Origin of the sequence: Loigolactobacillus binensis (assembly GCF_005405165.1) — a bacterium.
In the GTDB taxonomy this organism is placed as follows: domain Bacteria; phylum Bacillota; class Bacilli; order Lactobacillales; family Lactobacillaceae; genus Loigolactobacillus; species Loigolactobacillus binensis.
This window is the reverse complement of sequence record NZ_BJDN01000009.1, coordinates 37,725-50,889: the sequence shown is the minus strand read 5'-3', so window position 1 is coordinate 50,889 and position 13,165 is coordinate 37,725. Positions and strand designations below refer to the sequence as shown.

The window sequence follows — 13,165 nt, the reverse complement described above, 5'->3', positions numbered from 1 at the left end:
ACACTAACCCCCTAAGTAAGCTTTCTGCACTTGATCATTTGCTAACAGTTCTTTCCCAGTACCGCTTAATATAATATTACCGGTCTGCAAAACATAGCCGCGATCCGCAATAGCTAAAGCTTTAGCCGCATTTTGCTCGATCAATAAAACCGTGGTGCCTTGTTGCTGGATCACCTGAATGATATCAAAGATCTCTTGGATAAAGATCGGTGCCAAGCCCATGGACGGTTCATCCAACAAAATCAGCTTCGGCTTAGCCATCAATGCGCGCCCCATGGCCAGCATCTGCTGCTCACCACCAGATAACGTGGCGGCATCCTGTGTCCGTCGTTCCTTTAAAACCGGGAAGCGCTCGAAGACCATATCGAAATCAGCCTTAACGCCATCGCGATCTTTACGTAAAAAGGCGCCCATTTGCAAGTTTTCCACAACGGTCAAGCCTGGAAAGATATGCCGGCCTTCTGGTACTTGCGAAATACCGGCGGCCACGATTTTCTGTGACTTATACTTTTGAATTTCTTGATCTTCATAAGTAATCGTACCACCTGATGGTCGCAACAAGCCAGAAATTGTCTTCAAAATCGTGGTTTTGCCCGCCCCATTGGCGCCGATCAAAGTGACGATCTCACCTTGATTAACTTCAAAATTAACCTTTTTTACGGCTTGGATCACGCCATAATTAACGGATAGATCGGTTACTTTCAGTAAGGCCATTAGTCGCCACCTCCTAAGTAAGCATTGATGACCCGTTGGTTGCCCTGAATTTCTTTAGGGGTCCCTTCGGCGATCAGCTTACCATATTCTAAAACATAGATCCGTTCGGCTAAATTCATAACCAAGGACATATCGTGTTCGATCAATAAAACCGTGATGTGGAATTCAGACTGAATTTGTTGGATCAGACGAGTTAGATCCGCCGTTTCCTCCGGGTTCATCCCCGCTGCTGGTTCGTCCAGAAACAGGATCTTCGGTTTAGTGGCCAACGCCCGAACGATCTCCAATCGCCGCTGCGCCCCGTAAGGCAAGTTACGCGCCAAGGTCGTCAACTGATTTTCCATTTTAAAAATGCTTAATAGTTCCACTACTTGTTGGTGCAGCGCCGCTTCCTTTTTATAGAAGCTTGGTAAACGGAAAATACTTTCCAGGAAGCCTTCTTTGTTTTTGTCAGTCATGGCGATCAAGACATTTTCTTCCACAGTTAGATCCTTGAACAAGCGAATGTTTTGGAAGGTACGGGCCATGCCCTCAGCAGCAATTTTATAAGGCTTTTGCTTATTCAAAACTTGTAAGCCTTTGTCCGTTTGCAAACTAACGGTGCCCTCTGAGGGAATAATAACGCCAGTCAGCAGGTTGAATAAGGTGGTTTTACCCGCCCCATTTGGCCCGATCAACGCGACTAATTCATTGTTGTCTAGGTGCATGGTCACATCCGAAACTGCCGCCAAGCCACCAAAGTTTTTAGTGAGATCTTTTACGTCTAATAAGGGCATCACTCAGCATCCCCCTTCGCTTTTTTGTGGGTAAATAAGCGCCGAACGGAGAATTCCCAGGTGCCTAACAAGCCCGATGGTTTGAACACCATGATCAAGATCAAGGCTAAGGAATAAAGGACCATCCGCAAAGTCCCGAAGTTCTGCAAAATCATATCCAGTATCCCTAACAGGAAGGCTGCTACAAAGGTCCCGGTGATACTACCGATTCCACCAAGAACGACGATGATCAAAATATTGATCGATTCCATGATCCCGAAATCAGTCGGATTGATCGTTTGGATGTAGTTGGCGTGCAGGGCGCCACCAATACTGGCAATCGCGGCGCCTAACACGAAGGCGATAATTTTATACTTTGTCGTGTTGATACCGATCGATTCAGCGGCAATTTCATCTTCACGCACCGACATCACCGCCCGGCCATTACGACTATGGACGAAATTAACGATGATCAAGGTAGTGATCACCACTAAAACATAAACTGTGCTCCAGTTAGCCAACATCGGAATGTTATACAAGCCAGCCGGGCCGTTAGTAATTTTTAAGTTGTTCAAAATGATCCGAATGATCTCGGCGACCCCCATGGTAGCAATCGCCAAATAGTCACCATTTAACCGCAAAGTTGGAATCCCAACAACTAAGGCCACGATCCCGGCAACGATCATCCCGACTAACAAGCCGAGTAGAAACCCACCAACCGAGGGAATCGCTGACGTAACTAACGCCGAACTGTAGGCACCTAAGGCCATAAAGCCGGCGTGGCCCAAGGAAAACTGACCAGAAAAACCAATGACCAAGTTCAGGCTAGTGGCTAAAATAATGTTGATCCCGATCAAAACTAACGTTGTTTCAGCAAATTGATCGATCACCCCGACCATTTCCAAAGCGTAGATCAAGACATAGCCAAGAATCGCAATGGCAAGCCAAATGGCATTGTATTTTAAATTCTTTTTCATCGCTGCCACCTACACTTTCTCTTTGATGTTCTTGCCTAAAATACCGGCAGGCCGAACCAATAAGATAATGATCAAAACAACGTACACAACGGCATCCTTAAAGGCGGAGAAACCTAAAGCTTGGGTCGCCGTTTCTAAAATACCGATAACAAAGCCCCCTAGAGCGGCCCCAGGAATCAAACCGATCCCGCCTAAAACGGCAGCGACGAAGGCTTTGATCCCTGGCGTCATCCCCATTAACGGATCGATCGAGTTATAATACAAGCCGATCATGACCCCCGCGGCACCGGCTAACGCGGAACCTAAGGCAAAGGTAAAGGAAATCGTCCGATCAATGTTGATCCCGATCAATTGGGCTGCGTCAGGGTCGACACTGACGGCCCGCATCGCTTTACCCATTTTAGTGCGGCGAATGATCAATTGTAATAAGATCATCAACACGATGGAAACGACTAAGATCAGAATTTGAATATTAGAAACCTTGGCGCCGAAAAAGTTATAACTTTTGACGTGCATCGCTTGGGGAAAATTACGAACGTTGGAACTAAATAAGTAAGACATCCCATTTTCCAGTAAAAATGATACCCCGATAGCGGTGATCAACGCGGCGATCCGCGGTGAATTACGTAAGGGCCGGTAAGCCAAGTATTCGATGATCACCCCAGCTAAGGCACAAAAGACCATTGCGGACAACAGCGCGGGCCAGAAGCTAAAATGCCATTGATTGATGACGTAGTAGCCCCAGAACGCGCCTAACATATAAATATCGCCATGAGCGAAATTGATCAACTTGATGATCCCGTAAACCATGGTGTAGCCTAACGCTAACAACGCGTAGATACTACCTAATGATAAACCGTTCACCAGTTGTTGTAAGACTGTATGCACAGGCAAGTCCCTCCTTGAAATAGATGACAGCGTGGTGGAAAAAGTCAGCAGGCACTGGCGGCTAACCTATTACGCCATAGCGCTAGACGTAGTTAGCTGGAAGTGGTCGCTTTTCCAATCACGTTTAAATTAATTGATAAAAGTTGCTAACTGATAATCTTCTCAGTCATAACTCAGCTGAATAATTGCTGCCCATAATTATGAGCCTAAAATGAATTTAGTAGTAATGTAATTACTAAATACTGATTTAACTTAAGAATCGCTGAAAACTTCTGCTAGTTAGCAGTCGCTTTCAGCGATCCATAAGCAATACTTGATTAAGTTACTTGCTCAAAACTAAGTTGAACCGGCAGCCTGTTCAGCACACGCTGTTATTTAACGGCAGTGGCACTGACTTCTTCACCGTTTTCAACCTTGGAAATAATAACCTGCTTTTGTGGGTTATGTTTCTTATCCATGGTGATCGTACCAGTAACGCCCTTGAAGTTCTTCAAGTTAGCTAAACCAGTGGCGATCTTCGTGGAATCAGCTGATTTTTGATCTTCGATTGCCTGCTTGATCATGTAAGTGGCATCATAAGCCAAGGCATCAAATGTACCCGCTTGTTCATTGTAAGTCTTCTTGTAAAGTGCCATGTAAGCCCTGGCTTTAGCATTGTCGTTAGCTTTGGCATCGAAATGGGTGGTGTAGTAGATGTTGCTGGCGTTCTTCTTGCCGGCGATCTTAACTAATTTCGGATCAGCGAAACCATCAGCCCCTAAGATTGGTGCTGTGATCCCCATTTGCCGTGCTTGTTTCACGATCAAGCCAGCTTCGGAATAGTAACCAGGAACAAAGATGGCGTCGAAGTTTTTAGACTTTAGTTTAGTCAACAAAGCTTGGAAATCTTTATCGCCAGCCTGGTAATATTGGGTTTCAACGACTTGACCTTTAAATTCTTGCTTGAAGGCCTTGGTCAAACCTTGACCATAATCAGTTGATTTATCAGCTAAAATGGCCACTTTCTTCAACTTCATATTGTTGTAAACGTACTTGGCTAAAGCTTTACCTTGATAACTATCTTCGAAGCAAGAACGGAAGATATACGGTTGAACCTTACCATTCTTTTGCACGGTCAAACTATCTTGGGTCCCACCTGGTGTAATGAATGGCACTTTGGCTTTAGTTTGGTTCGGTAAGGCGGCCAAATCGGCGCCAGAAGTGATCGGGCCAACGGTTGCAACAACTTTACTTTGGGTCGTTAAGTTAGAAGCAACTGAGGCAACCTGTGAGTTATCACTTTTATTGTCCTTTTCAACTAACTCCAATTTCATCTTCTTGTTACCGACCTTAACGCCACCGTCTTTATTGATCTGCTTAACGGCCAAATGGACCCCACGCTGCATCGCTTGCCCATATGCAGCTGCATTCCCAGAAAGCTCAAAGTTACCACCAATTTTGATCGTATTACCTGATTGTTTATTGCCGCCGCTTGCAGCACTACCACTGCCACTACAGCCAGCTAATAATAAGCCAGTTGCCGCGACGGCGCCCAGCATGGCGAAAAATTTCTTACCTTTGATCATATATCTCCATCTCCTGTTATGCGTAAATTAGAATTCTAATTTGTTTTTAATAAACTAACATAATTTCGGTTTATAGTCAACGGCACTTCTCATAATATTCACAAAATATCCACATAAATCGCCTTCAACTAGGCAATTCAATTTTTTTGACTATTTTATAATCTAATTAAATTCACAGTTATTCCACAGGTTCACAACTAGGCCGTCAGCAGTTTCATCAGCACTTGAAAACAAGTTATTTTAACCGCGGCTATTTGCTGGTGAGCCTTGTAGCCTGCACACACCGAATAAACTGCACAAAAAAACACGGCCCATCCAAATCACATTTGATTTAAATGGGCCATGTTCTTTTTTTAAAAAATGAGGGATTACACCAGTTACACTAAAATTCCAACGTCAGAATCGTCCGTACACCAGCGTAGGCCATGAAAACAACGACTAACCAACCGGTAAATAATAGCCACCGAGGATGCCGATAAGCGGCCCCCATGATCTGCTTTTTGTTAGCGGCGACCAACAAAATGGCCAACGCGATCGGTAAGATCAGGCCGTTTAATGCCCCTACAAAGACTAAAACCTTAGCCGGATTACCGATAAAGTAGAAAATAGCCGTTGATAAAACAATAAAGGCAACGATCAACCAAGAACGGAAGCGCAAATATTTATTCTCGCTACCCTGACTGACCGTATAATCTAAGAATGAAACCGAAGTGAAGGTTGACCCCAACGTCGACGTCATCCCGGCTGCTAATAATAACAACCCAAAGAATTTATAGCCAAACTGGCCAGCGGCGTCTTTAAAAATTGATGCCGCTGGGTTAGTTGGATCCAAAACGTGACCTTCTAAAACCACGGCCAGGCCGGCTAAAAATAACATGATCCGAATGACTGAAGCCACGCCGATCCCCGTCAATGCACCTTGATTAACGTATTTGATCTTATCGGGGCCTTCAACGCCACCTTCCAGCAGCCGATGACCACCTGAGAAGGAAATATAGCCACCAACAGTGCCGCCGACAATCGTGACGATCGAATAAAAATCAATGTGCGTCGGCATAAACGCGTGGGTCACTGCGGCCTGATAAGGTACCGTCGTCACCGCTAAAATATAGATCAGGATCGCAACTTTGATGATCGCCAAAAATTGAACCGAGCGATCGACTACGCGCATCGCGTCTTTGACCAAGAAAATGATGATCGCAACGGCGGCAGCGATCAACGCACCATTTTCCGGTGAAATACCGAACAGCACATTTAGCCCTAACCCGGCACCACCAACGTTACCAATATTGAAGAAGAAGCCGCCGATCACGATCAAAACGGTTAACAAGTAACCTAGCCCTGGAAAAACTTCGTTGGCCAAAACCTGTGCCCGTTTTCCTGAAACCACAATGATCCGCCAAATATTCAACTGAACAATAATATCGACAACAATACAGATCAAAATAGCAAAACCAAAATTAGCCCCCATTTTACCGGTGAAGGTCGCCGTTTGGGTCAGAAATCCGGGCCCAACTGCAGCCATTGCCATCATAAAGGCGGCCCCCATCGCCACGCTAAATGGGGATTGTTTCTTTGCTTGTTTTTCTTTCATGCCAGCCACTCTTTCTCTTAAGCGCGTTTTGAACCCATTTTTATTAGGGTTGTTTAATTAAGCTAAACTTGGGGTTGCGGCTAAAATTATAAAGCTGTCACTTCAATGCCAGCCGCTAATAACGCGGCATGGATTTTCTGCACGAAAGCCACCGCCTTGGCCCCATCGCCATGAACGCAAACTGTGTCTGGCGCCAACGCCACCTTTTGACCGTCGATGGCCGTGACGCTTTGGGTTTGAATCATGGCCACCGTCCGTTGCACTGCTGTGGCTTCATCGGTGACCATAGCATTAGCTTGGGTACGCGGCACTAACGACCCATCGGCTAAATAATTGCGATCAGCAAAAATTTCCTGCGCATAGGGTAGATCAACGTCTTGGGCCGCCTTGATCAGCTGACTATTAGCTAAGCCCACTAAAATAAGGGTGGGGTCAACAGCCTTGATCCCTAAACAAATTCCGCGGGCTAACTCATAATCCGCAGCGGCCATATTATAAAGCGCACCGTGGGGTTTAACGTGGTGTAATCGACCCGTTTGACTGAAGGCTGCTAAAGCACCAACTTGATATTGCACGTCCGCTTGCGCCTGGGCAAGTGTGATCTGCATTTTACGGCGACCAAAACCAACTAGATCAGGTAACCCGGGATGGGCACCTAAAGCAACGTTATTTTGCTCCGCTAAGGCCACCGTAGCCGCCATAACCGTTGGGTCGCCAGCGTGAAAACCACAAGCAATGTTAGCTGATGTTACATAAGGCAAAACTTGCGCATCTAAGCCTAACGTATACCGGCCGAAGCTTTCACCAAGATCACAATTTAAATCTATTTTTACCATGTTAAATTCCTCCTACCTTGCTTGATCAATGAATAAACCGCTACAACTGATATTTCAGGTCCTGATCTTTGATGTCGGTAACCAACATATGCCCTGGTGCGTGGGTGATCACAAATTCCGGCTTGCTCTGCATAACGACCGCTTGCGGCGTTACACCACAAGCCCAAAAAACGGGTACCTCACCAGGCTTGATCGTGACCGCATCCCCGTAATCAGGCCGCGCTAAATCAGTGATCCCTAAAGCAGCGGGATTGCCAATTTGCAGCGGCGTACCGTGAACTTGTGGTAATTGTTCCGTCACGGTCACCGCCCGCACCACTTGATTTTCGGGGATCGGCCGCATACTGACCACATAATTCCCGTGAAAACGGCCCGCCGTTTTAGCCACAATATTGGTGTTATACATCGGCACATTGACTTGCTCGGTAATGTGGCGCATCTCAATACCAGCTTGAAGCAACGCCGCTTCAAAAGAAAAGCTACAGCCGATCAAAAAACTGACTAAGTCCGCGCGCCAATAATCAACCACAGCCAACGGTTCCGCCACTAATTTCCCTTGCTGGTAGATGCGATAGCGTGGAAAATCTCGAGCCAGATCAACATCTTGCGCAAAATCATGCAGCCTGCGACTACCACTGTTAGTAACTTCCAAAATCGGACAAGGCTTCGGATTACGTTGTGCAAACAACAAAAAATCATATGCATCACGTTCCGGCAAAATTACCAAGTTAGCTTGCGTATACCCGGGACAACGCCCGCTGGTTTGCTGACTAAACTGATTGCTGCGGCATAAATGGCGCAGCTGAACAGGTGTTTGCTGTTCACTCATGGGCAAGACCTCCTACTTTGACTGTGCTGCCACAAATTCATCAATGAACGTAATATTGATCTCATCAGCCAAATAAGCCGGTGCCGCCAGCAATTGCGCCAAAAAGTCTAAATTCGTTTCAATGCCGCTGATCACCGTTTCCCCGATCGCAGCACGCATTTTAGCCACCGCCGTCGCACGATCAGCCGCATAAACGATCACCTTCGCGATCATTGCATCGTAATCCGCCGGCACCACATAACCAGGATAGAGCGCCGTATCAACACGAATCCCATTGCCCCCTGGTAAATGTAGCCCAGTGATCCGCCCAGGAGTTGTGGCGTTAATGCGGCATTCCAGGGCATGACCATGGATCACAGGTGTTTGCGCCGGCAATGCTTGCCCAGCCGCCACCTGCAATTGAAGCGCCACAATATCTTGGCTGGTGATCAACTCAGTGATCGGATGCTCCACCTGCACCCGCGTATTCATTTCCATAAAATAAAATTTGCCCGGTCCCGCATATAAAAACTCGATTGTGCCGGCACCAACATAATGGATCGCCTGAGCCGCTGTGATCGACGTTTGAAACATTTGTTGCCGGGTAGCATCATCCAGCACATCACTAGGTGCTTCCTCGATCATTTTCTGATGATGTTGCTGTAGTGAACAATCACGTTCGCCTAAAACTAAAACTTGGCCGTGCGTATCGCCAATAATTTGGACTTCAATATGGCGGGGCCGCTCAATAAATTTTTCTAAATACATTTCGCCGTCAGCAAAGGATTTCTCAGCCTCACTTTGGGCTAATTGAAATTCATGGCTAAACTGTTCAGGCGTGGTGATCACCCGCATCCCTTTACCACCACCACCGGCAGCTGCTTTGAGCATCACCGGGTAACCGACTGTAGCCGCCATCTGCGCCCCAACTTGTTGCTCGGTGAAGCCTTCGGGACTTCCAGGGATCACCGGCACGCCAGCTGCTTGCATGATTTCGCGAGCCGCCGCTTTGTCACCCATCTGCGCGATCACTTTGGCCGCCGGACCGATAAAAGTCAACTGCTGCTCTTCACAGCGCTGCGCAAAGGCAGCATTTTCCGATAAAAAGCCGTAACCCGGGTGAACAGCATCAGCGCCCAAAGCCAGCGCCGCCGCCACGATCTGATCAATGTTCAGGTAACTCTTTTGCGGGTCCGCGGGGCCAACACAAATCGCTTCATCAGCTAATTGCACGTGTAGCGCAGTTTTATCCGCCGTTGAATAAATCGCCACCGTGGCTAGGCCTAGTTCCCGGCAGGCTCGAATAATACGAACCGCAATTTCACCGCGATTAGCCACCAATACTTTTTTCACGAACTCACTTCCTAATCTAGTTCAAATAACGGATCATCGAAGCCGACACGTTGCTCGTTGCCCACTAAAACTTGGGTGATCGTGCCAGCCTGGTCGGCCTTAACTTCATGCATCATTTTCATGGCCTCAATAATACCAATGGTTTGACCGACTTTAACGGTGGTCCCAGCTTTAACAAAAGGCTCATCATCAGGCGTAGCTGAGGCATAAAAAATTCCGACCAACGGCGCCTTCAAGGTCTTTTTAGGCGCCACTGTGGGTTGTTGCACTGCAGGTGTCGGCTTTGCGGCCGACGCAACCGGGGCAGCCGTTTTAGTCAATTTCAAGGTGGTCTGACCGTCACGATATACCAGTGAATTTAACCCACTGGCAGCCATATGATCCATTAATGCTTTGATTTCTTCTATTTTCATTCCGCTCATTCCTCTACTTCACAAATTAGGTAGATTTTTATCCTAAAAATCTCGGTTGTTACGGACGATGACCATTCAACTTACAGCGCAGACCGCTGAGTTGAAACATGGCTCTACTTCACAAATTAAGGTAGATTTTTATTCTAAAAATCTTTGTTACAGGCGCTGGCCGGCGTAGCTCACGCAACGCTACTTTAAAATAACCGCGCGATCCGGCTAGCGGCGATCCGTGGGCTTAAGTCATGTCCACTGGGTCGCTGTACTTGCTGGGTCAAAGTCGTTAAGTGTTGCTGCTGTTTTTGCAATAATTGTTGTGCAGCTTCAATTGTTATTCTAGTAAATTTAATGGTCATGCCAGGGCGTGCTTGCGCAAGTAACGGTAAATCAATACTGGCCACCACGGCGATCACCGGATAACCGCCAGTTGTTTGTCGATCAGCCAGTAAAATGATCGGCTCACCATTTTGGGGCACCTGAATCCCACCGAAGAAAGTACCTTCTGACAGTAAATTACCGGTTTGTGGAACTTTTAATTGATTGCCAGTTAGCCGGTAGCCCATCCGGTCGGCGGCGTCACTGATCGTAAACGCGCGTTGAACAAAAGCTTGCTGCACCGCGGTACTGAATTGATCAAATTGCGGCCCTGGGGTGACCCGCACTGTAATTTGTTTTGTAGCGTAAGTTGGCGCCGTTAATTGACGACTACCATAACTAGGAATATAGGCTGTGTCAGTTGCTAGCGGTAAAACATCGCCGCTTTGTAACGTGCGACCATGAAAACCACCTAGCTGGTAGCGCGTGCTGGTAGCCCGGCTGCCCATCACTTCTGGCACGGCGATGCCCCCCGCTACCGCTAGATAGCTGCGCAAACCATTAGTTAATTGCTTGATGGCCAAACGCTGCCCCGCTTGAACCAATTGTGCACGGTAAAAAGGAAAGGCTACGCCATCCAAGCTTGCCTGACCAGTGGCACCAGTTAAAGCAATCACACAATTCTGATTAAATTGCAGGGTCGGCCCAACGCTGGTTATTTCCAAAACCGCCGCTTGTGGTGAATTTGCAACTAACAAATTAGCTAATTGAAATGCCCACGGATCCATCACTCCAGCAACACCAAAGCCACTGGCCTGCTGCGTCAACCGTCCGGCATCCTGAACCGTTGTCAATAAGCCACCATTCAAAATCGTCAGTGTCATTAATCTTTCACCTGCTCCTGTGTGATCTGTAAGGTATAAGTTTCTGGTGCCGTCGCGATCTGCTTAAATTCACTTGGTGTGATCGCATCAAAATGAATATAATCACCGGCCTGATAAAGTAATGGCTGCGCACGCTGCCCGGCAAATAATTTAAGTGGGGTGCGGCCGATCAATTGCCAGCCACCAGGCGAAACAACTGGGTACATGCCAGTTTGTTCACCAGCGATCCCCACTGCCCCTGCCGGAATTGTTGCCCGGGGTGAAGCTAAGCGGGGCATCGCAATTCGCGGATCTAGGCCGCCTAAATAGGCAAATCCTGGCAGAAAACCTAACATATAAATCAGATAATTAGGCTGTGTGTGGCGTTGAATTAATTCTGTAACACTGATTTTGGCGTGTGCGGCTACATGAGTTAGGTCAGGCCCAAATTCCGGTGTATAGCAAACTGGAATATGCACAACTTTGACCTGTTTATTGGGTTGCAGATCTAATTCACTGATCGTAGTGGTAACTAATTCCTTGATCTGGGCCAAGCTAGTCAGTAAGGGCTGATAAAAAACAGTTAACGTTCGAAACGCCGGCAACAACGCCGTAATTTCCGAATGCGGCTGTAAAGCGGCCGTTAAGCGGCTGATGATCAAATTGATCTGCGGATCGATTTGATTGGCAAAAGTTACGTTTAAGGCTTGATCGCTGGCTGGAATTAATTCGTAGGGTAACAAGAATGACTACCTCCTTGGTTGATCAAAATAGGTCGTCGTGAGATCTATAAATTAGATTATAATTAAAATCCTCATAATTATCAAATCTAATTTTAATTAGAAATTAAACTATTAAGCAACCAAATACTGGTATGGCAGCTTTACTAACATTTAAAAATAGTTACACTTAACAAAAACGGGGTCGTGCCGGTTTAAAATTTGACGAACAGATAAATCAGGCCACAAAAAAAGGACCCGAAGAGTGCCTTAAGCCACTTCGGGTCCGTCCATCCACATTATTGATCTAAAATTTCATCTTGAATCAAACCAGCGGCCTTCATAAACATATGGGTCACCACCGGCCCAACAAATTTAAATCCGCGCCGTTTCATATCTTGCGCAACCCGACTGGCTAACGGTGAGTGATTATCGACTTCATCGGGCTCAACGTAAGTGATCAGCAGCGGCACACCAGCAACAAACTGCCATAAATAATTAGCGAAGCTACCGAATTCTTTTTGCACCGCTAATATAGCCTGTGCGTTCGTGATCGTGGCCTGAATTTTACGCGGATTACGAATCATTGCTGGATCCGCGGCGATCCGCTCCACATCTAATTCACTAAAAGCCGCCACCGCCTGAATTTCCATTCCAGCAAAATCACGCCGATAACGCGGCAATTTACTAGCCGCCGCCTGCCAGCTTAACCCAACTTGGAACACGCCAACCGTCAGCAGTTCAAATAAAATGTGATCATCATGGGTAGGCGTGCCAAAGTAAGCCGAATATTCGTGAGTGCCATTACCGGTCCACTGCTTTTGATCATCTTTTTGCATTGATTTAACCCCTCCACTGCACACTTCTTGTTTATGCTTCCAAATAATATATAAAATATGTTCCATAAGGCAGACGGCTTACGGTGGTTACCAACGTTAACTAATAGCGCAAGCCGCCGAGTTAAGCCCCGGTGCTACTTTGCGCTTAAGCCCACATAAAGCTTTTATCACGCAGCGCCTGCTAAATAATACCGGCAAAAGGTAACCGCATTTCTTTAATTGACAACAAAAAACCGCAGGCCTGCGTGCACCTGCGGATCGATACTAGCGGAAGACAACTTCCGAGACCAATTTTCAGTGATCTGACTCGATCACGATCGCTTTCGTGATAACCTGATCCCGCGATCAGCGCCGTTACGCTACCTTTCACGTAGCACGATACGATTCGTTATCCTACTAGCTTGACTAACTTAGCACAGCGCTAATTGTTTTTCTACGCAATCTCACGCTGGCGTCTCTACGGTGATGATTAACTCATCATCCCTAATTAGTCTCTCCGTCTTCCTTGATTTAAATATATCAGGTCCGG

At 46.8% G+C, this 13,165-nt stretch carries 13 protein-coding genes; all 13 read right to left on the bottom strand.

All coding sequences use genetic code 11. From position 1 onward, the window contains the following. Nucleotides 1-3: 3 nt before the first annotated feature. The 13 genes from FFM78_RS05895 to FFM78_RS05835 all read right to left on the bottom strand — a co-directional run bounded on the left by FFM78_RS05895 (nt 4) and on the right by FFM78_RS05835 (nt 12,636). Nucleotides 4-714 carry an ABC transporter ATP-binding protein gene (locus FFM78_RS05895; RefSeq protein WP_137637516.1) on the bottom strand — a complete coding sequence of 237 codons (711 nt, stop codon included), beginning with the start codon at nt 712-714 and terminating at the stop codon, nt 4-6. Beyond that, entirely contained in the window at nt 714-1,490 is a 777-nt protein-coding gene (locus FFM78_RS05890) for an ABC transporter ATP-binding protein (RefSeq protein ID WP_137637552.1), read from the bottom strand. Before FFM78_RS05890 ends, FFM78_RS05895 begins: the two co-directional genes overlap by 1 nt. Continuing rightward, a complete protein-coding gene (locus FFM78_RS05885; RefSeq protein WP_171001846.1) occupies nt 1,490-2,446 on the bottom strand; it encodes a branched-chain amino acid ABC transporter permease in 957 nt (318 codons plus the stop codon). Before FFM78_RS05885 ends, FFM78_RS05890 begins: the two co-directional genes overlap by 1 nt. Nucleotides 2,447-2,455: 9 nt before the next feature. After that, on the bottom strand, nt 2,456-3,334 hold the full coding sequence (locus FFM78_RS05880; protein ID WP_035456844.1) for a branched-chain amino acid ABC transporter permease: 879 nt from the start codon (nt 3,332-3,334) through the stop codon (nt 2,456-2,458). A 371-nt stretch (nt 3,335-3,705) separates the two neighbouring features. Next, nucleotides 3,706-4,899 carry an ABC transporter substrate-binding protein gene (locus FFM78_RS05875; protein ID WP_137637514.1) on the bottom strand — a complete coding sequence of 398 codons (1,194 nt, stop codon included), beginning with the start codon at nt 4,897-4,899 and terminating at the stop codon, nt 3,706-3,708. A gap of 382 nt (nt 4,900-5,281) precedes the next feature. Beyond that, entirely contained in the window at nt 5,282-6,493 is a 1,212-nt protein-coding gene (locus FFM78_RS05870; protein WP_137637513.1) for an NRAMP family divalent metal transporter, read from the bottom strand. 86 nt (nt 6,494-6,579) lie between these two features. Then, complete coding sequence (locus FFM78_RS05865; RefSeq protein ID WP_137637512.1) at nt 6,580-7,329, bottom strand: LamB/YcsF family protein; 750 nt, start codon at nt 7,327-7,329, stop codon at nt 6,580-6,582. A 40-nt stretch (nt 7,330-7,369) separates the two neighbouring features. After that, nucleotides 7,370-8,158 (bottom strand): putative hydro-lyase, encoded by a 789-nt coding sequence (locus FFM78_RS05860; protein ID WP_137637511.1) that lies wholly within the window; start codon nt 8,156-8,158, stop codon nt 7,370-7,372. Between the two features lie 12 nt (nt 8,159-8,170). Then, a complete protein-coding gene (locus tag FFM78_RS05855) occupies nt 8,171-9,490 on the bottom strand; it encodes an acetyl-CoA carboxylase biotin carboxylase subunit (protein ID WP_137637510.1) in 1,320 nt (439 codons plus the stop codon). Nucleotides 9,491-9,501: 11 nt separating this feature from the next. Beyond that, on the bottom strand, nt 9,502-9,903 hold the full coding sequence (locus FFM78_RS05850; protein WP_171001845.1) for an acetyl-CoA carboxylase biotin carboxyl carrier protein: 402 nt from the start codon (nt 9,901-9,903) through the stop codon (nt 9,502-9,504). Nucleotides 9,904-10,097: 194 nt separating this feature from the next. After that, nucleotides 10,098-11,099 (bottom strand): 5-oxoprolinase subunit C family protein, encoded by a 1,002-nt coding sequence (locus FFM78_RS05845; protein WP_137637508.1) that lies wholly within the window; start codon nt 11,097-11,099, stop codon nt 10,098-10,100. Then, the gene (gene pxpB, locus FFM78_RS05840; protein ID WP_137637507.1) at nt 11,099-11,821 is read right to left on the bottom strand and encodes a 5-oxoprolinase subunit PxpB; all 723 of its coding nucleotides are present in this window, start codon (nt 11,819-11,821) and stop codon (nt 11,099-11,101) included. Before pxpB ends, FFM78_RS05845 begins: the two co-directional genes overlap by 1 nt. Before the next feature lie 275 nt (nt 11,822-12,096). Then, nucleotides 12,097-12,636 (bottom strand): DNA-3-methyladenine glycosylase I, encoded by a 540-nt coding sequence (locus tag FFM78_RS05835; protein WP_137637506.1) that lies wholly within the window; start codon nt 12,634-12,636, stop codon nt 12,097-12,099. Nucleotides 12,637-13,165: the final 529 nt, after the last annotated feature.